The following is a 24,179-nucleotide window of genomic DNA, read 5'->3' on the forward strand; positions in this document are numbered from 1 at the left end:
TGGAAGTGTTGCGGATTGCGCATTCGAACACGGATAAAGCGCCCACGACAACTAGCTACAGCCTCACTCCTCTTTCAATAGTGATATCCGTTGTTGCTGCGGGCAGCGCGTTCGGTAGCTTTGCGGTGAACCTTGCTCGTCTGCTCGGCTATGGTCATTGACTGACGACAGTCGCGCGACAACGCGTTCGCTTGCGTGCGGGGCGCAGCGACGCACGAGTTCTACGATCTTCGCCGAAACGACGCGATTGCATCGAGACGGGACGTCGATTGTGATGCCCCAATAACAATCTCGCTATGGGTCCTGGTTTAGCCGCAAGTAGGCCATTGAGGAAGGCTGTCTCACTCGAGAGGGTCATTTCCTTTCGGCTCTTGCAAGAACTTCGGCATGTGGTTACGCGGTTCACGATCACGCGGGGCGGGGCGTTCGGACGGGTCGCGGCCGAGCTTGGACTGCAGCTCGACGAGGTCGGTGAAGACGTCGGCCTGGCGGCGCAGCTCGTCGGCGATCATCGGCGGCTGGCTCGCGATCGTGGAAATCACGGTGACCCGCACGCCGCGGCGCTGAACGGCCTCGACCAGGGAGCGGAAGTCGCCGTCGCCCGAGAACAGCACCATCTGGTCGATGTGCTCGGCGAGCTCCATGGCGTTCACGGCGAGCTCGATGTCCATGTTGCCCTTGACCTTGCGGCGGCCGGAGGCGTCGATGAACTCCTTGGTCGCCTTGGTGACGACGGTGTAGCCGTTGTAGTCGAGCCAGTCGATCAGCGGCCGGATCGAGGAGTACTCCTGATCCTCGATGATCGCGGTGTAGTAGAACGCCCTCAGCAGCGTCCCGCGGCTCTGAAACTCCTTCAGCAGGCGCTTGTAATCGATGTCGAAGCCCAGAGTTTTCGCCGTCGCGTAGAGATTGGCTCCATCGATGAAGAGCGCGATCTTGTTAATAGTGGAGGCCATTTTTACTTTCGCGGAGGTACTTCATCAGGAAATGAGAGATGGAATGCTTCGCTGAAGACTGAAGATGAAAGGCGGACACTTATTTAGCATAGTTGCCATGGACGATGCGCGCTAGGCGGTTGTAAAGGGGATTCTCGATTGCGCCCTTGTGACTTCAGGTTGCAGGCGGTCGGATTTGCGCTTTTGCCGTACCGTTTCGGAGCTGGTTTTGCCGACGTCGTCGGGGCAGTACTACAGGGCGCGTGGCCGCACTTAGCATCGTCTCGGATAAGTCCGGAATCGCGCAAATGACGGAAGTGAGCGTTGCCGGCCTGCGGCACCATGGCGCTCGAAGATTGACGTCAATCGTTCAATCGTTCTTAAGTGTGATAGATGGCGTCGCTAAGCTGGAGTCATCACTTCTCCGGAACGAGGTTCGACAGCATCATCACCAACTGAGCCTGGCGGTTTGTCCCCGTCTTCATAAAAACAGACTTCAATTGATTGCGCAGGGTCTGCTTAGAAAGCCCTCGCTCTGCCGCAAAACTTTCCAAATCCTTGCCGCTCGCAAGAGCCCATGCAAGCCGGGATTCTGCGGCCGTCAGCTCAAAGGCCTCGCGCAGAGTCATCATACCTGCTGACTGCGTTAGGTCGGTGTCGGAGATAACTAGTATTGCGTGGAAGAGGGAAAGGGGAGAGTCGGTTAGACCAGTAAGCCGCATCGGGTAGATGACAAGTCGGCCGCCTGAAACCTTTTGCAGAACTATGGGCGCGATAGTGAAGGCTTCAACGCTCCAGAACAGAGCTCTGATCGCGTTGTGCAGGAGCTCATTTGATTTCGGATCTTGGCAGCGAATGCGTCCTGCCGAAATCTGCAGATCAAGTCCGATTAGTCGCTCCGCCGCCGGATTGACGCGAACGACGTGGCCCGACCGGTCAAGCAGAAGTGCCGCGCGCTTTGAGAAATCGAAGGCACTTAGTGCTGATTCCCCTTTCGCCAGGCCGAGCGCTGCGCAAGTCTGAACGACCGAATCCAAACTGTTGGACAGCTCGGAAAGAGCTCGCAACTCTCTCGCGGAATAAGAACCTTGGTCTGGCGTCCTTTGTAGGCTCAAATTCCAAACTAGATCTCCCCGGCCGATCCGGACGCCTGCCCAACCGCTAAGATTACAGTTCCGAAGGAACTCTTGATAAAAAGGCGAACGCTTGCGTGCGTCTAATGGCATGCAGTCGTCGTCTGTCGCCACTCCATTGGCCAAGAAGGCGGCCTTCCCCCGGTAGCGCTCGTCGCGGCCTTGCCATCCGTCACTGACGTAAATATTTGCGCTGCGATCCATGGAAGGAGTAGCAGCAACGATAGGCAATGCTCCGACAACTGGTAACAGGACCGCGCCATACGACCCGGTGCATTCCGCCGCCGTCTGCAATGCCTCTGTCCAGAGAGAGGGATCGATCGCGGCGGCGGCCAACACGCGGCTAAGTCGCTGCAGATCAAAGGGTTCCATCCACCATTCCGACGTCGTCGAATGTGCCGCAGCACCTCTAAAGGCATAGCCCAATTGGGCCATGCTGCCTCAGGATATTCGCCTTATCAAGGGGTTGGGTAGCCCCCGCGAGACCCACTTCGGCAAGGCGAGAGCAAAATGACCATCATGGAAGTTGGCCACAGTCCTACAGGGGCTCGTAGCGACCGCCCTCTTGGGCAATGCGGGCCGGTCCGCTGTTCACGAGTTTCGCTGTGCTTGAGCCCGTCTTCATGAACAGCTACGACCGCAACTTCTGTCGGAATAGAACCAGTGATCTGCCAACCTTTGACATCGATGTTCAACGCAGGGGACGACGTTGGGGCTGGTTCATTCGGACAAGCTCGGGCGAATGCTTAGTAGAAGGCCGAGAGCGCAGTCGGGCCGAGGCGAGATATAGGGCGGCACGAGCGCTGTTTCAGCTATTGGCTTCCTCGCCCTATCAGAAAGCAGTCAAAGAAGCTTTACGCGCCGGCAGACCTAGTTAGTTCACTTTCACACGTTAACGCGATAAGAGAAAGTACCCCCATTGCTTCAACGGTCGACCTGATACGAGTTGCCCAGCGGAATGCACTCAGGGATCACCAGTGTGATCGGGATTTAGTTTAGAGCAGGGCATCTTCAAGCGATGCGACTAAGGACGTTTGCGACTTGAGATCGACGCGCGGCCGCCGAGTGCGTTATCTAACGTGCATTTTCTCGACTATCGCGTAGAGCAGCACGAAGATCGGTAAGAAGACGAAGAACCAAACCACTGACTGATCGGTTTTCGCGAATTCGCGGTTTGGGTTGCTGTCGGTCGCGTGAGGCGTTGTCGAAAGCACTCGAGCGGGCCGACCTCGTCTTGCGAGGCGGCCTAGCAGTCGGCGGACTGTCTCTTCCGGAGGAGGCTGCCGGTTCATCTTGATGCTCAGAGCGTGAACATCGACGGGAATTCTCGTACCCGCTCGATATCGACGTAACCGCTTCCGTTCAGCCATTCGTGCCGGCAATAGGCGAGGGATGCAGGATCGATGGTAAGCCCATCTCTGGCGATGGTGCGTCGCGTGCCCATGCGGCCGGCCCACTCCTTGCTGCGGGTAGTTGGATCGACGCGACCGACGACGTAAACGGCTGTGTCGTTCGTCAAAGCAATCTCCAAAGGTGCTTAAATGAACTGGCGACAATATGGAAAGCTTATCGGCAGACCGATTTTAAGCAACGAGGATCGTTGCCGCAGGTGCGAAGGCTATCGCTCCCGCCGGCGGTGTCGCCCTGTTGCGCGATTCCAAGCGACTCAAGTGCCTGCGCAAGAACGACGATCAAAACAGGGGCGTTGAGATCGTGCGCAAACTCTCGCATTGCCGGCTCGATCTATAGGGATCTGCACCATCATCGGCCAAAAATTGGATCGCAATGTAGTTTTCATTCCAGCGGCACCTCAGGGAGAGAGCAAGACAAGAACAGGCTCTGTGACCTTGACCACCAATTGATTGACCACCGAAACCGCGTGAACAAACAGCGATAAAGATGGTCAATCGCGAGCGAACTTCATTGTTATTGTCGGTCTTTTCGCTTCCTACTTACGTTAGGGACGTAGGGGTCGCGGGTTGCGCATGCGATTTACAATGCAGGTGTAACCTATTGATCTATATAGGCCTATCGAATGGTTCTTTTACAGCTAAGTACCTGTTTGTGTTCGTAGAACATGAGACTCTTAATCAGCGGGTCCCAGGTTCGAGCCCTGGTGCGCCCACCACCCTAAGATATTGGCCCGCGAGGGCTTTTTTAAATTCCCAGGCAGAACAAACCGGGTCTCGGTGCGACGCTTTCAATGGTCGTACGTCGCACGCCGTGCGACGAGTCGGATAATTGGGACCGAAGCTCATCCACAGTTTAGCGCGAGACCCACCGGTCTGCGTTTCAGCTCTTCATGCCTTCCTTCCGCACTTGCGATTCAAGCCTGTCGATACCGGAATCGGCGCGAGCCGCATTGCGGGCGCGGTAGTGCTTCACGATGGTCTGCGCGCTTCGGTATGAATGTCCAGTGATGTCGCAGATCGTCAGCTAGTCGCAGCCAGCCCGATCGAGAAGCATGACGCAGGTATCACGTAGGCCGTTGACGAACATCAGCGCGGCGCAAGGCTTTAGACGCCATGCTGTCTCAATGCCAATTTGGCGGCCAAGATATCCTCTATGTCCGTTTCTGGATCATGTTGGCTTAAGAGCGCTGTTTCATTGCTATCGAGAGTCGTCCGGCTTCGCCGCGACCGCTGACCGTCCCGTCGCGACCAGCATGTCGACCTGTTCGAGGATCATTCGCGATATTCGCAGGATGCTTCTTCCGGCAGGTGTAGGCACAACGCCTCCGCTTGACCGCTCAAACAATATCGCTCCGATTAGGTGTTCAAGCTGGCTGATTGAACGGCTCAACATAGAATGACGCATACAAAGCAATTCCGCTGCTTGCCGAAAGCTCCCACAGTCCGCAGCTGCGACAGCCAATCGCAAGTGATGCAGACCGATGTGGGCTGACCGAGCAGAGGCAGCCATATCTTTGGAGGTTGTCGATGATTTGATCTGATGGTCCGACATGCGCGCCGACGCTTAATTTCTCAGCTAGCGGCTCTCACTGCAGGCGCCTTACCGCTCGTTTATTTTTCGTCACCCCAATCCGCTGAGGTCGAAATGATCTCGGACGTCTTGCGATAATGTGCGGCTAGGAGATCCAGCGCGCTTTCGCTCCGGCGGAGGGCGGCATCCATTATCTCCCTTATGCTCTTTCGGTACGTCGCGCGCATGCTTCTCGGCAACGCGGCCGATTAGGCTCGGGAGCCGATAGCGCTGCGTTTCGATATAGAGTTGGCCGGCGATCTCAAGCAGGCGCGGTGATTTGCAGTATGCGATCAAGGCTCGGTGAAAATCATGATGTCTCTTCTCCATCGCCAGAACCTCGGCAGCCTCCGCGGCGCCGTCCCCCTGGCTGCGGCCGTCATCGGGGGAAAGGCGCTTTCGACCGTCGTTGGCGGCAGGGAAGTTTATCGCGATGCGGGCTATCACGACAAATAAGTACTAGCCGCGCGCAGCTCCGCGAACACGGCTTCACGGCCGGAGGCAGCTCGGTTTCCCTCTTTCCAGTGCGAAGCCTAGCGCGGAGTTCGCGGTCAAGAAGTACCAGCTTTTGCGCGGCGTTTGCCATCGCGGCCGTTGTCGCCAGGGCCGAGCCTAAGGTGTCGTCCACCGATTGCATCGTGCTACAGAATCGGCCGGTAGGTCGGAAGGCCCCGTGCAGCAAGTTCTACGACGGCACCCATACGCCAAAAAAGGATATTGGCTATCGTTTCTCCAATATAGGTTACGCCCCCCTCGGAGCGGCTCATCTGATCCGCTAACCTATTGGTCGACGCAGGCCGATGGAGAGGCGCCGACATGGTCGCGAGAAGAGCTGCACCCCAACGTGGGATCCTGGGTTCTCGAACGACGGTGCGAGGTCGCACCGATGGTTATCGTACTTCGCAGAAAGGCCATCCGAATCGGTCGCCCTGGGGACGGGCCTTCGGGATGATGAGCGGAAGGCAGCGGTTCTGCTGCGCCATCTGTCCGGAGTAGAGCACGTGACCAGCAATCCCGAAGACATCCGCGCCGACAAGAAGCGGCCGTTCACCGGTGCCGAATACCTGGAATCGCTTCGCGACGGCCGGGAGATCTACATTTATGGCGAGCGGGTGAAGGACGTTACCAAGCACCCTGCATTTCGTAATTCGGCCGCCTCGATCGCTAAGCTGTACGATGCGCTCCACAATCCAGAAACGCGGCCCGTGCTCACGACAGAAACCGACACGGGCTCGGGCGGATATACGCATCGCTTCTTCCGCTACGCCCGTTCGAGCAGCGATCTCATCGCGCAGCGCGACGCGATCGCTGCATGGTCCCGCCAGACCTACGGTTGGATGGGGCGTACCCCCGACTACAAGGCAAGCTTCACCAATACCCTGGGCGCGAATGCCGGCTTCTACGGTAAGTTCGCCGATAACGCGCGAGCTTGGTATGCGCGCGCCCAGGAGGCCGTTCCGTTCATCAACCACACGCTCGTCAATCCCCCAATAGACCGCAACAAGGCGGCCGACGACGTGAAGGACGTCTATGTGCGCATCGTGAAGGAGACCGATGCCGGCATCTACGTAACGGGTGCGAAGGTGGTCGCTACGTCTTCGGCATTGACGCACTACAATTTCCTCGGACAGAACATGGCGGCCGAGATCACGGACGACAGTCTCGCCGTCATGTTCATCGCCCGGATGGACACCCCCGGCATCAAGTTGATCTGCCGGCCTTCCTACGAACTCGCGGCAGCGGCCACCGGATCGCCCTTCGACTATCCCCTGACCAGCCGTTTCGACGAGAACGACGCTATCTTCATATTCGACAACGCGTTCATCCCGTGGGAGAACGTATTCGTGCACCGCGACATCGATATGCTGCGGAAATTCTACCCTCAGTCCGGGTTTCTCAACGGCTTCACCTTCCAGAGCTGCGTGCGCCTGTCGGTCAAGCTCGACTTTATCATCGGGCTTCTTCAGAAGGCGCTGCGCGCATGTGGGACCGATGGATTTCGCGGTGTCCAGGTTCAGTTGGGCGAGATCATCGGTTGGCGGAATCTGTTCTGGTCGCTCACCGACGCGATGTCGGCGGTGCCGGACAAGTGGCATGGCGACGCGTACTTGCCGAATGTCAAGGCAGGTTCGGCCTACCGCATCTTCGCAACCGAGGCCTATCCGGCGATCCGCTCCATCATCCAGCAGATCGTCGCGTCGGGCCTGATCTATCTGCCATCCAGTCCGCGAGACTTCAAGAATCCCGAGGTCGATGCATATCTCGCCCGCTACTCGCGCGGGTCGAACGGGATCGACTATAAGGAGCGCATCAAGATCATGAAGGCGCTCTGGGATGCGGTCGGATCCGAATTCGGTTCCCGCCATGAACTTTACGAGCGGAATTACGCCGGCAACCATGAGGCCATCCGCATGCAGGCGTTGATGCAGGCGCGGGGCTCTGGCGCGCTGGCCGAAATGGAAGCGCTGGCTACCGCCTGCATGAACGATTACGACGAGAATGGCTGGGTCGTTCCGGGCTACCATAGCAACTCGGATGTCAGCATCCTCGACCGGCTGAACGGTTGACGTCATGCACGTCGATCACAACACCTTCCGCACCGCAATGGCGCGCTTCGGCGCCGCGGTTTCCGTCGTCACGACCGACGGGCCAGGTGGTCGTTGCGGGTTCACTTGCACGGCCGTCTGCTCGGTCACCGACGAGCCTGCGACCGTGCTTGTCTGCGTGCACAAGGACAGCAGATCGAATCTGGCATTCAGAACCAACCTGGTACTGTGTGTGAACCTCCTGAACGCGGATCAAGGCGAACTTTCCGCGACCTTCGCAGGCCAAGTAGGCGAGGACATGGAATCGCGTTTCAGAAGGGTCAGCTGGTCGACGCGGAAGACCGGCGCGCCGGTCTTTGACAATGCCGTGGCGACACTGGACTGTAGCATCGCCGAGATCAAGGAATTCGGCACGCACAACATCATGTTCGCGCGTGTCTATTCGGCGGAGTCGAGGTCGGAGCAGTTGCCGTTGATGTATTTCAATCGCAAGTATCACGGTCTGGAGCCTATCGGGCCGGGCGGGCCTGCCGATGGAGTCCGCCGCACCGCGCCCGTTGATGGAAATTAGGGAGGACATGGTGCCGAGCAATTTGAAGGATCTGCCTATCAACCTCGATCGATGGATCGAGGACAATGGGCATAACCTCAAGCCGCCGATTGGCAATCTCCAGTTCTGGAAGCAGCGCTGGCAGAATCTGCTTGTCATGATGGTAGGCGGACCGAATTACCGCCCGGATTATCATGACGATCCGGGCGAAGAACTCTTCATCCAGCTGCGCGGCGACGTGACGCTCAAGCTGATCGATCCGGTCACGCGCGTGCGCTCCGAAGTCGTGGTGCGCGAGGGTGAGATGTATCTTCTACCGTCCCACGTCCGGCATTCGCCCCAGCGGCCGGAAGGCTGCATCGGTCTCGTGATCGAGCGCTGCCGCCAGCCGGGGGAGGTCGACGCACTGGAGTGGTATGATGAGCAGGGAAACGTGACATTCCGGGGAGAATTCCTAATCACCAATATCGAGACGGATCTCAACAAAGTCCAATCGGCATGGCAAGAATGGGTCCAGGATTCAGACCGGACGATCCCGACCATCTGGCGTGTGGGCGAGAAACTTCCGGCGAAGGAACTCGGGGCGAAAGCCTGACACCATGGCTGCAGAGGCGATGATAGAACCACGTTCGAAAGCATTTCCGGGCGCTCGAGGTTCCTCCCGACGGGCTCTCGAAGTTCCGGCCTACTATCTGTACGGTGAGGATTGGACGGCGGAGAGCTTTGGGTTTTTTCATATCGAACCCTTTGCGATCCGGAATATCCCCAACAATTGGCGGATCGGCCTGCATCGACATCCCGACTTCCATCAATTCTCGATCACGTTCGCTGGGGGATGCGTCTTCGAGCATGACGGAGTTGAACGGACCGCCACCGGGCCGTGCTGCATCTTTACGCCGGCGAACGCCGTTCATCAATTCACGTACGAGCCCGATAGCGTCGGCTACGTCATCAGCATGTCTCCGGACTTCCTCGCAGGGCTGACGCTCGAAGACGGCTCGATAAAGGCCGCGCTGCTGCGGCTGACCACGCAGCGTCTGGTCACCTTGAACGACGACGTGGGCGGCGAGAATCTGCGCAAGCTCGTCGCTTTGATCGCCGAGTCCTTCGGAACCGGTCGGGGAAACGGTCGCGAGATGCTGCGCCACCTCTTCGGTGCGTGCCTTCTCGGAATTGACGCGGCGACCGCGCAGGCGTCGGCAGGCCTCGAGCAGGAGAACCGCTCCACCGCGAATGCGGCCGAGCTCTTCGACCGCTTTCGGGGATGCCTCGAGACCGATCTCGAGATCGCCGGTAGATCCGGCAATCCCCCTGCTGCCCCGCTTACGGTCGACTCTTTCGCTTCCCGGCTGTCGACGACGCCCTATGCCCTGAACGCGGCATGCAGACGGGCTCTTGGCCGCTCGGCCAGGGAAGTCGTCCAGACCGCCTTACTGGGGCAGGCGACGAGGCTCCTGCTCTACAGCAAGCGATCGATCAAGGAGATCGCATACGGTCTCGGATATTCCCATCCGTCGCACTTCGTCCGCTTCTTCAAGCACCATCGGGGTACGACGCCTGAAATCTTTCGACAGCAGGTTGCGGAGCCGAAATGCGGTTTGGCTGGCCCAACAGTCGGCGCCGGCCCGCAACCTTCAAAAACAGGAGACTAGAATGGTACGTACAATCATCAACAACCCCGCTCTTCCGAGATCGAAGTCGCCGCACTCGAACGCGGTCAAGGTCGGAAATCTGATCTTTGTCTCCGGCTTTCCGGGGTACGATGAGAACGTCAAAATCCCGCAGGGCGACTTCGCTCAACAGATGCGCTACGCGTTGCAGCACATCAAGGCGACCCTCGAATATGCCGGCAGCTCCGTCGACAAGATCGCCAAGGTCAACGTGTATCTCGATCGGCGCGCCGACTTCGACGAGATGAATGAGATCTACAAGGAATTCTTTGGTTCCGACCAGTCCGGATGGCCGGCCCGCACCACGGTTGAGGCGCGGCTACCGCGAAAGGACTTTCTGCTCGAGATCGATTGCGTTGCCGAGATTTGAACGGTTCCTACGGGACTAACGATCCGCTGCAACATCTCTCCATCGCGTCCTAGCAGGAAGTCATGACCATGCTGCACGGCATAAGCCGTCCGACCATCGCGCAGGGAAGGCCGAGTGATTGGCTACACCTGTATGCTGCTGTGCGGTTTTCCTGCGTATGCTTTTCGCGCAGCGGACCGCGGGTGCCAGCCGGCACCCGGCCTTCCCTGCGCCCTCTTGGATTTGAGGGTGACGTGACCAGGCAAAGCTCGGGCGAATTTCGCCGCGAGAACGCGAAAACGTGTCCTGCGGGGTTGCAATGCATGTCAGAGGACTGCGATGTCTTCCACCAGATGTCGTTTTCATTTTAGAACGGCGCTTCATGATCAGAAAGAAGGATGGCGGCACAAGGCGCAGGCCGATAACGAAACTCCAGTGTTGTCAGCGTCACGCATCCTGCGGCGCGGCTGCGTCGGCAGTCCGTCGCCGTGCCGGCAGGAAAAACCCCGCAATCGCGCCGGCCAGCGACAGCGTTGCAGCAAGGCTCATCGCCGCGGCAAATCCGCGCTCGAAATGCCCGGCCGAGTAGGCCCCGCCATGGGCCGAGAAGCTCGCCACCAGCGCGGCGATGCCGAACATGCCGCCGAGGAAGCGGCCCATGTTGAAGATGCCGGACGCCTTGCCCATTTCGGCCACCGCGACCGAGCTCAGGATGGCGTTCTGTGCTGCCGGCATCGCCATCGAGACGCCGACGCCGGCCAGCACCAGCGGCGCGACCAGAGCGGAGTAGGTAACCGCGGGGCTGACGATCTCCGCGATCCAGCCAAGGCCGATCGCCTGCATCAGCAATCCCGTCACCACCAGCGGCCGCTCGCCGAACCTGTTGACGACCGCGCCGGCGATCGGGGCGGTGACGAACAGCGTCGCTGTCCAGGGCAGCAGGCGAAGTCCGGCGCCGAAGGCGTCGAAGCCCAGCGCGGTCTGCAGGAACTGCGGCAGCAGGAACACGACCCCATACATTGCGGCGTAGAACAGGACGCTTGCGGACATGCCGGAGGCAAGCGCGCGAGATGCAAACAGCCGCATCGGCACCATCGGCGCGGCCGCGCGCAATTCCCAGAGCACGAAGCCGGCGGCGAACACCAGGCCCGACATCAGCGTGGCCATGATTTCGGCGCTCGCCCACCCGACAGCGTTACCGCGCAACAGGCTCCACACCCACGCCAGCGCCGCAAGCGCGACCAGCGCCAGTCCGGGGATGTCCAACGTAGCGGCCGGACCGAAGCTTTCGCGCAACCGTGCCAGCACCAGGGCGATCGCGATCAGGCCGATCGGCAGGTTGATCCAGAACACCCAGCGCCAGCCGAAATGTTCGGTGATGAAGCCGCCGATGGCGGGGCCGACGATCAGCGCGCAGCCGGTGATGCTGCTGAAAATACCGAGCGCGCGGGCGCGCTCCTCGCGGCCGAACGTGCCGCTCAGGATCGCCATTGCGAGCGGCATCACGAGCGCGGCGCCGGCGCCCTGCAGCGCGCGGGCGGCGATCAGCGCGGTGGCATTGCCTGCGAGCGCACAGGCTGCCGATGCAACGACGAACAGGGCGATCCCGGCGGCGAACATGCGGCGGCGACCGAAGCGGTCGCCGAGCGCGGCGCCGGTCAGGAGCAGCACGGCGAAGGTCAGGTTGAAGGCGTTGACGGTCCATTGCAGCGTCTCGACCGCGCTGCCGAATTCGGCGCGGATGGCCGCGAATGCCGTCGTGACGATCATGGCATCCAGCGCCATCATGAAGGATGCCAGCGCGGTGACGCCGAGCACCCAGTTCTGCGCCGCGCGATTGGTCGGGGTCTGCATCGCCCTGTCTCCGTGTGTCGCGCCGCCCTGTCGCGGCGCGTTCTGCGGGCTAGACGAGGGCTGAGTGGCAAAGGATGCGCCCAAAAATAATTTGTTCCGGGCCGCATCCTTCGCCGGCCGGCGAACGTCCTAGGGGTGATGCGGCCATTTGCGCGATTTTAAGCGAACCAGGTCGCGACATGAGCAAGGAGCGCGCGATGAGAAGGACGTTGATCAGGTACAAGGCCAGGCCGGAGCTGGCCGACCGGAATGCCGAGCTGGTTTCGGCCGTATTTGCCGAATTGAAGGCGGCCGGGCCGGACGGCGTGCGCTATCTGACGCTGCGGCTGGAGGACGACACCTTTATCCATCTTGTCGAGGCGGCGGCCGAGGACGGCTCGAGCCCGATCCCGAAGCTCAAGGCGTTTCAGGCGTTCCAGGACGGCATCCGTGACCGCTGCGCGGAGCCGCCGCTGGTTCGTGATGTGAGGATCGTCGGCAACTATCGTATGCTGGACGAGTCCTGACCAGGCCTAGCGGAGGAGCAATGGCGCCAGATCCCCTGGCCACCGTCGATGTCGAGGCCCTGCTGGCGCGGATGCGGCCGAAACTGCATCGCTACTGCGCCCGCATGGTCGGCTCGGTCATCGACGGTGAGGATGTGCTGCAGGATGCGCTGATCAAGGCGATGGAAGCGCTGCAATCGGTCACGCCCACCGTCAATCCGGAGGGCTGGATGTTCCGCATCGCGCACAACACCGCGCTGGATTTCCTGCGTCGCCGCAACCGGCAGGAGGCGCTGCATTCGGCTGAGGAGGTGGAGATGATTGCCGACCGGCTCGATGATGTGGAAAGCCGCCAGATCGCTGCGACCAGCCTGCGCACCTTCATGCGGCTGCCGGTGACGCAGCGCTCCAGCGTGATCCTGATGGACGTGCTCGGCTGCTCGCTGGCCGAGGTTTGCGACATCATGGATTTCAGCCTGCCGGCGGTGAAGGCCGCGCTGCATCGCGGACGCACGCAGCTGCGTGAGTTCGCCGGAGAGCCGGACGACGTGCCGCAGCCGCGCCTGTCGGAAGCCGATCGGACGCGGCTCAACGCCTATGTCGGCCATTTCAATGCCCGCGACTTCGACGCGATCCGCGCCATGATCGCCGACGACGTCAGGCTCGAGCTCGTCAACCGCACCAGGCTGAAAGGCAAGGCCGAGGTGTCGAACTACTTCGGCAATTATTCGAAGGTCAGCGACTGGCACCTGGTGACGGGGCAGGTCGAGGGACGTCCCGCGATCCTGGTGTTCGATCCGAATGAGCCAGCCGGGCGTGCGAAATATTTCATGCTGCTGAACTGGTCCGCCGGCAAGCTCGCCACTATCAGGGATTTTCGTCACGCAGCCTATGTTATCGATGGTGCGGAGTGCGTGGTGGATAGAGATCTCGACGAACTCACTTCAGGATAAGTCGAGCGGATCGAGCTGCCGCTCTCAAGGCTAAGACACAAGTCATATGCTTCATCCGAAACTAGCGCTTCGGCAACGCGGGTCAGCGCTTCGGCCCAGCCGAGGGCGGCTCGCTCTCGCGCGGTGAATAAATCCGTGTCACGCCAAGCGATCACGAGATCCAGCCGCGGCTCTAGCGGTCCCTCCTTACGGGCTTCCGAATAGTAAAGTTGAAGGCCGGCTGCAGAGCCGTTGATTTGAGATGTGCGGATCGCCACGAGCCGAACGAAGTCCTGTTCAAGGCCATTGTCGAGGAGCGTGCGGCCGTAATCCATGAGTTGCTGCACGAGTTGCGGCGCAGCGACGAAAGCGCTGGTGCGAGTTGTCATGTGATCTCCTGTGTCTTGATGCGCTACCTGTGAGCCCGTGGCCACGTGCGGACGAGCGGCGCTGTGAAGTTCGTCTCGTCGGTATTTCGATGGCTACGTGCACGATGCCGTCGAACCCTGCGGCGAAATGGCGAATGCGCGTACGGCAAAACCTTTGGTCCTGGCCGTCGTTGCTACGGTCAAGCTGTCGCGGAGGTGTGTGCGAGCCCAACCGGGCGGACAGCATCATCCAAATTCGCGAGGCGAGGGAGGCCAGAAGGAAAGTTCGGCTCCCGGGAGAGCACGGCATAAGCCGTCCAACCATCGCGCTGGGAAGGCCGAGTGATTGGCACCACCGGTATGCTGCTGTGCGGTTTTCCTGCGTGTGCTTTTCGCGCAGCGGACCGCGGGTGCGAGCCAGCACCCGGCCTTCCCTGCGCCCTCTTGGATTTGAGGGTGGAGTGACCATGCAAAGCTCGGGCGATAAGCGCCGCGAGGATGCGAAACTGCGTGTTGCGCCATCATGCATTGCCGACAGACGCGTCATGAAACTGCGCTAGCGCGATCGGCCCGGACCGTAACGCTGTGCGATCCGGACCGATCGGCGTGATGCGCGGATCTAGCTGCAGCTCAGCGGCAACGGCCGGCCGGGATGCAGTTCGTACCAATCATAACAATCCGGATAGGCGCCGTAGAATCCATATCCGGGCCGGTAGCGACCGTAGCTGTGAAACGCGTGCTGGCGGAGGCCGCCGGCATGATCGCCGAAGCCGAGGTGCTCGCCGCCGAACCGGGCGCCGCTGCCGAATCCGCCTTCATGCCCCATGCCGCCGAAATGCGCGCCGCCGCCAAAGCCCGCATGTCCGCCGCCAAAGCCGCCGCCGCCAAATCCGCCGTGGCCGCCGCCGCCTCCACCGCCATGCGCGTCGGCCGTGCCGATCGCGAGCGTCGAGGCGAGCGCTGCTGTTGCCAGAATCATGATGACTCGTTTCATGGAAAACTCCTCTCGTGTTGAGCCCGGTCATCCCTGAAGCCCGTTTCCGCGTCGCGCGGTGTGCGCGAGGCTGCTTGATGGCTGGGCGTGTGACGTTTGAGAGGTAGGAGCGCTGCGCGGCAATCCAACTGAATTCGACGTCAGACATTCAGGTCAGACATCGGGCGCGCCGCGCACGAAGGTGATCGCGCCGCGCGTGGCCGCGAGGCAACGCAAGGGAGCGGGCTGACGAGGTCAGTCCGCTCCCCGTGATTCGATAAACGTCCGGCCGGCGAAGTCATCCGGCCGGATGCGTTGGCACGATCAGAAGAAGCTGCCGGTGCCGGGCTCGCAAGGCACGTTGTTGCCGGTCCACGGCGCAGTGGCAAAGGCGCCGACGCGCGGCGCAGGAACGCAGCCACGTTCGCCCTGATAGACGGGCGCGCTCGTTGCGACCGTGTCGGCCTCCATCGCGGGCTGTCGCACGAAGCGGTGATGCTCGCGCGCCATCACGGGACCGCCGAGCATCGCGGCTGTAATCAGTCCCATCGACAACAGTTTGGACGTGGTCATTCGCTCTCTCCTTTGATGACATCAGGCCGACCAAGCCGGCTGATCATTGAGGTGTGCGCGACCGGGCACGATTCAAATGCACGAATTGCTCACCACAATTCAACGGCCCGTGAGCCGATGTAACGTCGCACCACGATCGTGCGAATCCATAACATTCGTTGTCCCCCGGACGACCGCGAGCGCGTCGAGCTCATATGTTCGATGCAGCGCAGTTCGGAGCGGAGCCCTGAAGATGATCACGCCATTGGCAACACGTATCGCCCTTGCACTGGCGCTGCTCCTCAGGCGCACGGCCGAGATCATGAACTGCAATTCAATGGTGCCCCCTGTGCCGCGAGCCTATCTCGTACCGCAGCGAGTGGCCGGCAAAAGGCGGCGTCAAGGCCGCGCATTCGACGAGCGCGGGCATCGAACATGACCCAGCGCGTCGCCGAGCCTACGCGTACCCACCACGCGCCAAAACGCCGCGCGGAACGTGGAGCGAGGGTCATGAACCGGATTCTCCTGATCGAGGACGACGCGGAGACCGCCGAGGCGATTGTCGCCGAGCTTTCCGATCGCTGCTTCGAGGTGCAGTGGGCCGGCGACGGCGTCGACGGTCTCGACCGGGCGCGTGCGTCGAGCCCGGATGCCATGATCGTCGATCGCATGCTGCCGGGAATGGACGGGCTCACCGTCATCGAGGCGCTGCGCAGGGATCAGGTCCGGACACCCGTCCTGGTCCTGAGTGCGCTCGGCGCGGTGGACGATCGGGTGCGCGGGCTGCGTATGGGCGGAGACGATTATCTCACAAAGCCGTTCGCGCTCGTCGAGCTTGTCGCGCGGATCGAGGCGTTGCTGCGCCGTCCGATCGACAGCCGAGAAACGACCTTGCAGGTCGGGCCGCTCGAGATCGATCTGATCGAGCGCACCGCGCGACGCGGCGGGCGTGAGCTCGACCTGCTGCCGCGCGAATTCCGCCTGCTCGAATACATGATGCGCCGGAATGATCAGCTGCTGACGCGCGCGATGCTGCTCGAAGAGGTCTGGAACTACAAGTTCGTTCCGGCAACCACGAACCTGATCGACGTGCATATGGGCCGGCTCCGTCACAAGGTCGACGGCCCCGGAGAGGTGCCGCTCATCCACAACGTCCGAGGCTCCGGCTTCGTCCTGCGTTCGCGGCAATAGGGGCCGGCGATGCGTCAGATCCAGCTGATCCGCTCCAGCACGTTCCTTTCGGCCCTGGCCATGGCGGCCGGCTTCGCGCTGTTCGTCGTCGGCCTGTTCGCATTCATCTACTGGAAGCTCGACAACTATCTGGTGGCGCGATCCGATCGCATGATTACCACCCAGATTGACTTTATCTCAGACCTGTCGCCGTCCCATCGCATCAGCGCGATCGCGGATCATCTCGATCAGGATTCCAGGGGCGTGCAATACGCGGGACTGTTCGATGCTGCGGGCACCCGCCTTGCCGGTAACATCGACCGCGTGCCGCGCGAGCTCGGGCTCGACGGAGCGGTGCAGGGCGTGCGCCTCGATCTCATCAAGTCGACGGCAGTGCACGATCCCGTCGTCAGGGTGATCGGCAAGCGCCTCGACGGCGGCGATGTCCTGGTGGTCGGACGGAATGTCGACGAGACACGCGAGATATCGAGTGTGGTGGGGCAGGCCTTGGCCCTCGGCCTGCTGCCGGCCTTCAGCCTCTGCCTGCTGGCCGGTGCCTGGCTCAGCCTCCGCGCCCAGAGGCGCGTCGAGGAGGTGAACCAGCGGGTTCAGCGCATCGTCGCCGGCGAGCTGCGCGAGCGGCTTCCGCAGGACGGGACGGACGATCCGTTCGCGCGGCTGGCGGGGATCGTCAACGGCATGCTCGACGAGATGGAGACGATGATCAATGCGCTTGCCGGGGTCGGCAACGACATCGCTCATGATCTCAGGACGCCGCTCACGCGCGTCCGGCTGGCGCTGGAGCGGGGGCGAACTCATGCGGCGACGCTGGAGGAGCTGCAGGAGACCATCGACAAGGCCATCGCCGGAATCGACCAGTCGCTCGCGATCGTCACCGCCCTGCTGCGCCTGACCGAGATCGAGAACAACCGCCGCGTGGCAGGCTTTGGCGAGGTCGCGCTGGACGAGATCCTGCGGGAGGTGTGCGACGTCTACGAACCCATCGCCGAAGACAAGCGTGTGGGGCTCGGTGTCGTGATCGAGCGCGATGTGCTTGTGTGGGGCGACCGGGACCTGCTGTTCGAGGCGGTCGCCAATCTCGTCGATAACGCCGTCAAGTTCACGCCGTCAGGCGGGCGGGTCGAGCTCGCCCTGGAAGCTGACGACGACACGGCGCTGGTGTGCGTCAGCGATACCGGACCCGGCATCAGCGAGCAGGAACGCGAGGCGGTGCTGCGACGGTTCTACCGCTCCGACAAGATGCGCCATACGCCGGGCGTCGGCCTTGGACTGAGCCTGGTCGCCGCCATCGTCAAGCTGCACGGCTTTCGGCTGATCGTCGGTCCCGCTCCCGGCGGGCGGATCGAAATCCTGGCCTGGACCGGACGGGCAGGGACGGCCGCCGCGCGCCGGTCGCGGACATTGCTGCACGCCGACGCAGACCAGATGGGATGAGCCAAATGATCCGCGATGCTTTCGAGATTGAACAGCCGGCCTGGACCGTGGGAGCGACAGATGCAGACTAGCCACGAACTGACCAGGACCAATCCCCCTGCTACGCCGGTCGCACCGGTGCCGTTCCTCAGCGCGTATTCCGCGGCCATCGGGCGCTACGACTTCCTCGAGCCCGGTCAGGAGCAGCAGCTTGCACGCCGCTGGCAGCAGACGCGGGACCGGAGAGCGGCAGACGCGCTCGTCACCAGTCATCTCCGCCTCGCGGCCAGGCTGGCGCGAGGCTACAAGGGATACGGCCTTCCGATGGTCGATCTGATCGCCGAGGCGAATCTCGGCCTCGTGATCGCAGCGTCACGCTTCGAACCCGGTCGCGGCGCGCGCTTCTCCACCTACGCCATCTGGTGGATCAAGGCGGCCATTCACGAGTACATCCTGCGGTCCTGGTCGCTGGTCAAGATCGGGACGACGGCTGCGCAGAAGAAGCTGTTTTTCAAGCTCCGCGGCGAGATCAGGAAAGCCACCGGCAGCGCGATGTCGGGGCTCACCCCTGACGTCGCCGAATTGATCGCGGGGAAGCTCGAGGTCACCGCGCGAGAGGTGATCGAGATGGACGCGCGGCTGCATGGCGACATGTCGCTGAACGTGCGCGTCGGTGGCGAGGACAGCGGAACCGAGCTGGAAGCCTTGCTGGTCGACGGGGCGGTCGACGCCGAGACGGTGCTGGTCGATCACGAGCAGACCGAGCGGCGTGCCAGCGCCTTGCGTGTTGCGCTCAGCGGGCTCGCGGCGCGGGAACGTCGCGTGTTCGAGGCGCGGCGGCTGACAGAATGCCCCGTCACGCTCGATCGGCTGGCCCACGAACTGTCGATATCCAGCGAACGTGTCAGGCAGATCGAGATCCGCGCCTTTGCCAAGGTCAAGCGCGCCGTCATGCTCGCCGCGCAGGATGCGCCAAGGGGCGGCGCATGCAGCGTCTGAATTCGTTTTCATTTGAACGCAGGTCCGGCCGCTCTCATCTGTCCGACGATCCCGCGTAACCCGCTCCAGGCAGTCCACCATGGGAATTGTTCGCTTCGCGCTACGGCTTCCGCACACATTCTATGTGCTTGCGGCGCTGATCCTGTTCCTCGGCGGTATCGCGATCCGGTCGATGCCGACAGATATTTTCCCGGAGATCCGGATTCCGGTGGTCACGGTGATCTGGAGCTACACCGGCCTCTCCACGCCGGAGATGGAGCAGCGCGTCAGCACCTACAGCCAGTACTCGATCAGCGCCAATGTCAGCGGCATCAAGAATATCGAAGCGCAGACCCTCAACGGCCTGTCGATTCAGAAGGTCTACTTCCAGCCGGACGTCAATCTCGATCTCGCGATCTCGCAGATCGTCTCGGCGACCAACGCGATCCGCGCCCTGATGCCGCCGGGCATCCAGCCGCCGATCATCGTGCAGTTCAATGCCTCGAGCGTGCCGGTGCTCCAGCTCAGCCTCGAGTCGAACAGCCTGAACGAGCAGCAGCTCTACGATTTCGGCATCTACCGGGTCCGCCAGCAACTGGCTCCCGTCCCTGGCGTGACCCTGCCCACGCCTGCCGGCGGCAAATACCGCCAGATCATGGTCGACATCGATCCGAACAAGCTGCTGTCGCGCGGACTGACGCCGCTCGACATCGTCAACGCAGTGAACACCCAGAACCTGACGTTGCCGACCGGCACGACCAAGATCGGCGACACCCAGTATACCGTTCGCACCAACGCGACGCCGGCCACGATCCAGGACCTCAACATGATCCCGGTCAAGTTCGCGAACGGGGCCACGATCTTCCTGAAGGACGTCGCCCAGGTCCGCGACGGCGCCCAGGTGCAGCAGAACATCGTGCGCGAGGACGGCCATCGCGCCGTCCTGCTCAGCATCATCAAGAACGGAAACGCCTCCACGCTCGCCGTCGTCAACGGCGTCAAGGCGGCGTTGACGTCGATCCGCGCGGCGGCCCCGGCGGGGCTGAAGATCAATGAGCTGTTCGACCAATCGATATTCGTCACCCATTCGGTCGACGGCGTGCTGCGCGAAGGCGCGATCGCGGCCGGCCTGACCGCGCTGATGATCCTGGTGTTTCTGGGATCGTGGCGATCGACGCTGGTCGTCCTGATCTCGATCCCGCTGGCGATGCTGTCCTCGCTGATCGTGCTGTATTTCCTCGGCGAGACCCTCAACACGATGACGCTCGGCGGGCTCGCCCTCGCGGTCGGTATCCTCGTCGACGATTCGACGGTGACGATCGAGAACACGCACCGGCTCTGGACCGAGGAAGGCTTGCCGTTGCCGGAGGCGACGCTGCACGGAGCCGCCGAAATCGCCATCCCGACGCTGGTCTCGACGCTCGCGATCAGTTGCGTGTTCACCTCGGTCGTGTTCCTGGAGGGCCCGGCCAAATACCTGTTCACGCCGCTTGGCCTCGCCGTGGTGTTCGCGATGCTGGCATCATACGGGCTGTCCCGGACGCTCACGCCGATCACCATCGGCCTCCTGCTGAAGGGCGAGCGGCGTCATGGCGAAGGCGAGCGCCCGTCGGGGATCTTCTCGCGCGCCTCCGCCGCCTTCGAGCGCGGTTTCGAGCACCTGCGCGACGGTTATTCCGATCTCCTGCAAAACTTGCTGCGGCGTCGCGCCGTCGTGCCGGTCGTCGCCGTGCTGGTGCTGGCGCTCGGAGCCACCATGTTCGCCTATGTCGGCAGGGATTTCTATCCCGTGATCGACGGCGGCCAGATCCAGCTTCATGTTCGCGCGCCGGCGGGCACGCGGATCGAGCGTACGGAAGCGATCTTCCAGGCGGTCGAGGACAAGATCCGCGAGGTCATTCCGGAGCGCGACCGTGCGTTGATCGTCGACAATATCGGCCTCCCGGCGCGGGCCTACAATCTCGCATTCACCGATGGCTCCACGATCGGGGTGAACGACGGCACCATTCTGGTGTCGCTCAAGGATGGCCACAAGCCGACTGCGGATTACGTCAGGAAGCTGCGGCAGGTGCTGCCTGCGGCCTTCCCGGAGGACACGTTCTATTTCCAGGCGGCCGACATCGTCACGCAAATCCTGAACTTCGGTCTTCCGGCGCAGATCGATGTCCGCACGGTCGGCTACGGCAGCAACAATCTGGCCGTGGCCAAGGAGCTGCAGAAGAGCCTCGCGGCGATCCCCGGCGTAGTCGATGCGCATTTGCAGCAGGAGGTCGATGCTCCCGCGTTCTACGCCGACATCGACCGCACCCGCGCAGCGCAGCTGGGCCTCAATGCGAGCACGGTGGCGACCAATATCAATGTGAGCCTCAGCTCGTCCGCGCAGGTCTCGCCGAATTTCTGGACGGACCCGACCTCAGGCATCCCCTATTACCTGGCGGTGCAGACTCCCGAATACAGGACCAACTCGCTGAACGCCCTGGGCAACACGCCGGTGTCGGCGTCGGCTGCCGCAAGCGGCCAGACCGTGCCCGGCCTGCTCAGCAACGTCGCGACGTTCAAGCGGGGGACCGTTCCCACCAATTCGAACCAGGCCAACGTCCAGCCGGTGTTCGACGTCTATGCGAGCGTCCAGGGCCGCGATCTCGGCAGCGTCGCGGCCGATATCGAAAAGGTGACGTCGACCCTGCAGAAGCAGCTTCAGCCGGGCAATTCGATCCGGGTTCTGGGACAGATCCAGAGCATGCATCAGTCGTTCCGCGATCTTGGAATCGGGCTGCTGTTCGCGGCCATCTTGGTCTACCTGCTGATGGTCGTGAACTACCAGAACTTTGGCGATCCCTTCGTCGTCATCCTGGCGCTGCCGGCGACATTCTGCGGTATCGTGACGATGCTGTTCATCACCGGGACGACGCTGAATGTGCCGTCGCTGATGGGAGCCATCATGGCGATCGGTGTTGCCTCGGCGAATTCCATCCTGCTCGTGACCTTCGCGCGTGACGAGCAATTGAAGGGACATTCCGCGTTCCAGGCGGCGCTGAGCGCGGGCCGAACGAGGATCCGGCCGGTGCTGATGACCGCAGCGGCGATGATCGTGGGCATGATCCCGATGGCGATCGGAGGGCCGGGCGAGGAGCAGAATGCCGCGCTCGCGCGGGCGGTCATCGGGGGCCTGCTGTTCGCGACCCCGACCACCTTGCTGATCGTGCCTTACCTCTTCGCCATGCTGCGCAAGGGCAATGACGGCAAGCCGCGCCACGGTGTATTCGAGGAGCAACCGGAATGAGTGACGTTCGCGCAAAGACGGATGACGACGGGGCGAGAGATCGCCCGGGGGCGGAGAGCCTCCGGGTCGTGGAACTGCCGGGCAAGGGCGCACGATCTGGACGTCGTTACGGCGGTGCGTTGCTCGGCGGAGGCGTGCTCCTGCTGCTTGCGGGCGGTCTGGGCATCGGCGGCTGGCGGCACTATGAGGCTGCGCGTGAGGTTGCCGCCGTGGCGGAGCAGGTTCGGACCAGCGTTCCGGAAGTTCGGGTGGCGACAGTCAAGCCCAGCGGCGACATCATGAAGGTGAGCCTGCCGGCGACGACGACTGCATTCGAGGCGGCCAATATCTTCGCGCGGACCAGCGGCTACATCGAGAAGCGCCACGTCGATATCGGCGATCGGGTCAAGAAGGGCGATCTCCTCGCGGAAATCACCGCTCCCGAACTGGATCAGCAGATCGCACAGGCGCAGGCGACGCTCGCCCAGAACCAGGCTGCGCTTCAACAGGCGCAGGCGAGCCGGGAGCTGGCGGACGTCACCAACTCGCGGGACAGCAATCTCGTCAAGCAAGGCTGGTTGACGGCACAGCAGGGCGACAATGACCGCCTCACCCTCCGCGCGCAGCAGGGGGCTGTTGGCGTTGCGCAGTCGAACATCACGGCGCAGGAAGCGCAGATTCGCGTGCTCCAGCAGGAGAAGTCTTACCAGCGTGTGGTGGCGCCGTTCGACGGTGTGGTCACGCAGCGGAACGTGGACAATGGCAGCCTGGTGCAAGCCGGCTCCACCTTCATGTTCACGATGATGCATTCCGACGTGATCCGAACCCAGGTCTTCGTACCGCAGGACGAGGCGTTCGGCGTTGCCCCGGGCGTCGATGCCAACATCCGCGTCCCCGAGATTCCGGGGCGGACGTTTGCCGGCAAGGTCACGCGGATCGCGACCGCGCTACAGCCGGGGAGCCGGACGCTGCTGACCGAGATCGACGTGTCGAATCCCGATGGCCTGCTCAGTCCCGGCATCTATTGCACGGTCGAATTATCGATCCCGCGCCGGACGCCGTCGATGATGGTCCCGTCCGACGCACTCGTGTTCGATCAGAACGGCCTCCACGTCGCGGTCGTGCGGAACGGCACGGTCCATTTGCAGCAGGTCTCGATCTCCAGGGATTTCGGCACCACGGTGGAAGTGCGCGACGGCGTGCAGCCCGGCGATCAGGTCGTGCTCAATCCTGCGGTCACTCTGGCAGAAGGCAGCAAGGTCACCGTTCGCAAGCTTGAGACGAGCTAGGGACACGAAAGATGATGCGGGTCGCGTTTGCAATGATGGTCGCTTGCCTGCTCGGCTTCTCTCCGGGCCAGGCACAAATCGCAACGACCGGCAGCACCGCAATGGATCTGCCGACGGTGCCGGGCGCGATCGTGATCTCGCCGCTCAACAGTCCGGGGCCGTTTTCCGCAACGACCGTACCGGGTGCGCCGGATACGACGTTGGCGCCCGTTCCGCTCGCGTCGGATCCGACCACGCCGGGGACGGTGGTCGTCTGCACCCCGCCGTCGTCATCGCCAATGCCGGTGCCGGCGACGCCGACGGTATCGCCCATCGGCCTCCCAACATCGGGTATCGCGGGCCCGATCCTGCCGGTCACGGGACAGAACAGCAGCTCCACCGGGACGATCGGCGCAGCTGCGCCGGCGGGAACGGCTGCGACAGTGGCATGCAGCTCAACGCCGGGAGGACAGGTGACGAGCGCTGCGTCCCTGCCGCTTTCGATTTCGCAAGTGCCCGCAAGCCCCGCGCCCGGCACGATCCTGGCGGACACCAACGGCGCCGGCGGCACGGGCATCGACCCGAATGCCGCCGTCGTGCCGAGCCCCAACAGCTCGGCTTGCGCGGAAGGGGTCTCGATGACTCTGGCGCAGCCCGCGACGATGTTGCCGGCCAACGCCTCAGGCGCGGCGCCGACGCCGGGCGTGTCGCCGATCCTGCCGCCGGGATGCTGAGGTG

23 protein-coding genes are annotated in these 24,179 nt (G+C 62.3%); 14 read left to right on the plus strand and 9 right to left on the minus strand.

Annotation, left to right across the window (positions count from 1 at the left end; translation table 11 throughout):
- Positions 1–341: 341 nt before the first annotated feature.
- From ACVIN2_RS32125 to ACVIN2_RS32145, 5 genes are all read right to left on the minus strand, one after another.
- On the minus strand, positions 342–956 hold the full coding sequence (locus tag ACVIN2_RS32125) for a LabA-like NYN domain-containing protein (protein ID WP_354255707.1): 615 nt from the start codon (positions 954–956) through the stop codon (positions 342–344).
- A 395-nt stretch (positions 957–1,351) separates the two neighbouring features.
- Positions 1,352–2,440 carry a helix-turn-helix transcriptional regulator gene (locus ACVIN2_RS32130; RefSeq protein ID WP_456768639.1) on the minus strand — a complete coding sequence of 363 codons (1,089 nt, stop codon included), beginning with the start codon at positions 2,438–2,440 and terminating at the stop codon, positions 1,352–1,354.
- 928 nt (positions 2,441–3,368) lie between these two features.
- Complete coding sequence (locus ACVIN2_RS32135) at positions 3,369–3,587, minus strand: hypothetical protein (protein ID WP_007604771.1); 219 nt, start codon at positions 3,585–3,587, stop codon at positions 3,369–3,371.
- A 1,091-nt stretch (positions 3,588–4,678) separates the two neighbouring features.
- A complete protein-coding gene (locus ACVIN2_RS32140) occupies positions 4,679–5,032 on the minus strand; it encodes a LysR family transcriptional regulator (protein WP_456768640.1) in 354 nt (117 codons plus the stop codon).
- Between the two features lie 69 nt (positions 5,033–5,101).
- Positions 5,102–5,380: an FCD domain-containing protein gene (locus tag ACVIN2_RS32145; RefSeq protein WP_456769844.1), complete on the minus strand. Its 279-nt coding sequence runs from the start codon at positions 5,378–5,380 to the stop codon at positions 5,102–5,104.
- Between ACVIN2_RS32145 and ACVIN2_RS32150 the strand changes: the two genes are divergently transcribed.
- From ACVIN2_RS32150 to ACVIN2_RS32175, 6 genes are all read left to right on the plus strand, one after another.
- Positions 5,363–5,506: a hypothetical protein gene (locus ACVIN2_RS32150; RefSeq protein ID WP_456769897.1), complete on the plus strand. Its 144-nt coding sequence runs from the start codon at positions 5,363–5,365 to the stop codon at positions 5,504–5,506. The two genes, ACVIN2_RS32145 and ACVIN2_RS32150, sit on opposite strands and share 18 nt — an antisense overlap.
- Before the next feature lie 344 nt (positions 5,507–5,850).
- Positions 5,851–7,617, plus strand: a complete 1,767-nt coding sequence (locus ACVIN2_RS32155; RefSeq protein WP_456768641.1) for a 4-hydroxyphenylacetate 3-hydroxylase N-terminal domain-containing protein — start codon at positions 5,851–5,853, stop codon at positions 7,615–7,617.
- Between the two features lie 4 nt (positions 7,618–7,621).
- Positions 7,622–8,167 (plus strand): flavin reductase, encoded by a 546-nt coding sequence (locus tag ACVIN2_RS32160; RefSeq protein WP_456768642.1) that lies wholly within the window; start codon positions 7,622–7,624, stop codon positions 8,165–8,167.
- Entirely contained in the window at positions 8,130–8,741 is a 612-nt protein-coding gene (gene nbaC / locus ACVIN2_RS32165; protein WP_456768643.1) for a 3-hydroxyanthranilate 3,4-dioxygenase, read from the plus strand. The genes ACVIN2_RS32160 and nbaC overlap by 38 nt, the downstream gene beginning before the upstream one ends.
- A gap of 4 nt (positions 8,742–8,745) precedes the next feature.
- Positions 8,746–9,798: a helix-turn-helix domain-containing protein gene (locus tag ACVIN2_RS32170; protein WP_456768644.1), complete on the plus strand. Its 1,053-nt coding sequence runs from the start codon at positions 8,746–8,748 to the stop codon at positions 9,796–9,798.
- Position 9,799: 1 nt separating this feature from the next.
- On the plus strand, positions 9,800–10,186 hold the full coding sequence (locus tag ACVIN2_RS32175; RefSeq protein WP_456768645.1) for a RidA family protein: 387 nt from the start codon (positions 9,800–9,802) through the stop codon (positions 10,184–10,186).
- 426 nt (positions 10,187–10,612) lie between these two features.
- Here the strand turns inward: ACVIN2_RS32175 and ACVIN2_RS32180 are convergent, their stop codons facing one another.
- Positions 10,613–12,019: a DHA2 family efflux MFS transporter permease subunit gene (locus tag ACVIN2_RS32180; protein ID WP_456768646.1), complete on the minus strand. Its 1,407-nt coding sequence runs from the start codon at positions 12,017–12,019 to the stop codon at positions 10,613–10,615.
- Positions 12,020–12,216: 197 nt separating this feature from the next.
- Between ACVIN2_RS32180 and ACVIN2_RS32185 the strand changes: the two genes are divergently transcribed.
- Positions 12,217–12,525: a hypothetical protein gene (locus ACVIN2_RS32185; RefSeq protein ID WP_456768647.1), complete on the plus strand. Its 309-nt coding sequence runs from the start codon at positions 12,217–12,219 to the stop codon at positions 12,523–12,525.
- A gap of 20 nt (positions 12,526–12,545) precedes the next feature.
- Entirely contained in the window at positions 12,546–13,457 is a 912-nt protein-coding gene (locus ACVIN2_RS32190; protein ID WP_456768648.1) for a sigma-70 family RNA polymerase sigma factor, read from the plus strand.
- Here ACVIN2_RS32190 and ACVIN2_RS32195 read toward each other — a convergent pair.
- The 3 genes from ACVIN2_RS32195 to ACVIN2_RS32205 all read right to left on the minus strand — a co-directional run bounded on the left by ACVIN2_RS32195 (position 13,394) and on the right by ACVIN2_RS32205 (position 15,350).
- The gene (locus ACVIN2_RS32195; RefSeq protein ID WP_456768649.1) at positions 13,394–13,825 is read right to left on the minus strand and encodes a carboxymuconolactone decarboxylase family protein; all 432 of its coding nucleotides are present in this window, start codon (positions 13,823–13,825) and stop codon (positions 13,394–13,396) included. The genes ACVIN2_RS32190 and ACVIN2_RS32195 overlap by 64 nt on opposite strands.
- Positions 13,826–14,423: 598 nt before the next feature.
- Positions 14,424–14,798, minus strand: coding sequence for a hypothetical protein (locus ACVIN2_RS32200; protein ID WP_456768650.1), 375 nt, complete (start codon positions 14,796–14,798; stop codon positions 14,424–14,426).
- Positions 14,799–15,101: 303 nt separating this feature from the next.
- Entirely contained in the window at positions 15,102–15,350 is a 249-nt protein-coding gene (locus ACVIN2_RS32205) for a hypothetical protein (RefSeq protein WP_456768651.1), read from the minus strand.
- A gap of 489 nt (positions 15,351–15,839) precedes the next feature.
- Here ACVIN2_RS32205 and ACVIN2_RS32210 point away from each other — a divergent pair, with 489 nt between their 5' ends.
- The 6 genes from ACVIN2_RS32210 to ACVIN2_RS32235 all read left to right on the plus strand — a co-directional run bounded on the left by ACVIN2_RS32210 (position 15,840) and on the right by ACVIN2_RS32235 (position 24,175).
- Positions 15,840–16,520: a response regulator transcription factor gene (locus ACVIN2_RS32210; protein ID WP_456768652.1), complete on the plus strand. Its 681-nt coding sequence runs from the start codon at positions 15,840–15,842 to the stop codon at positions 16,518–16,520.
- Positions 16,521–16,529: 9 nt separating this feature from the next.
- Positions 16,530–17,954 (plus strand): ATP-binding protein, encoded by a 1,425-nt coding sequence (locus ACVIN2_RS32215; RefSeq protein ID WP_456768653.1) that lies wholly within the window; start codon positions 16,530–16,532, stop codon positions 17,952–17,954.
- 60 nt (positions 17,955–18,014) lie between these two features.
- Positions 18,015–18,932, plus strand: a complete 918-nt coding sequence (rpoH, locus tag ACVIN2_RS32220) for an RNA polymerase sigma factor RpoH (protein ID WP_456768654.1) — start codon at positions 18,015–18,017, stop codon at positions 18,930–18,932.
- 79 nt (positions 18,933–19,011) lie between these two features.
- Positions 19,012–22,194, plus strand: a complete 3,183-nt coding sequence (locus ACVIN2_RS32225; protein ID WP_456768655.1) for an efflux RND transporter permease subunit — start codon at positions 19,012–19,014, stop codon at positions 22,192–22,194.
- Positions 22,191–23,462: an efflux RND transporter periplasmic adaptor subunit gene (locus tag ACVIN2_RS32230; RefSeq protein WP_456768656.1), complete on the plus strand. Its 1,272-nt coding sequence runs from the start codon at positions 22,191–22,193 to the stop codon at positions 23,460–23,462. Before ACVIN2_RS32225 ends, ACVIN2_RS32230 begins: the two co-directional genes overlap by 4 nt.
- Before the next feature lie 11 nt (positions 23,463–23,473).
- Positions 23,474–24,175 (plus strand): hypothetical protein, encoded by a 702-nt coding sequence (locus ACVIN2_RS32235; RefSeq protein WP_456768657.1) that lies wholly within the window; start codon positions 23,474–23,476, stop codon positions 24,173–24,175.
- Positions 24,176–24,179: the final 4 nt, after the last annotated feature.

This window comes from Bradyrhizobium sp. USDA 3650 (genome assembly GCF_054057395.1).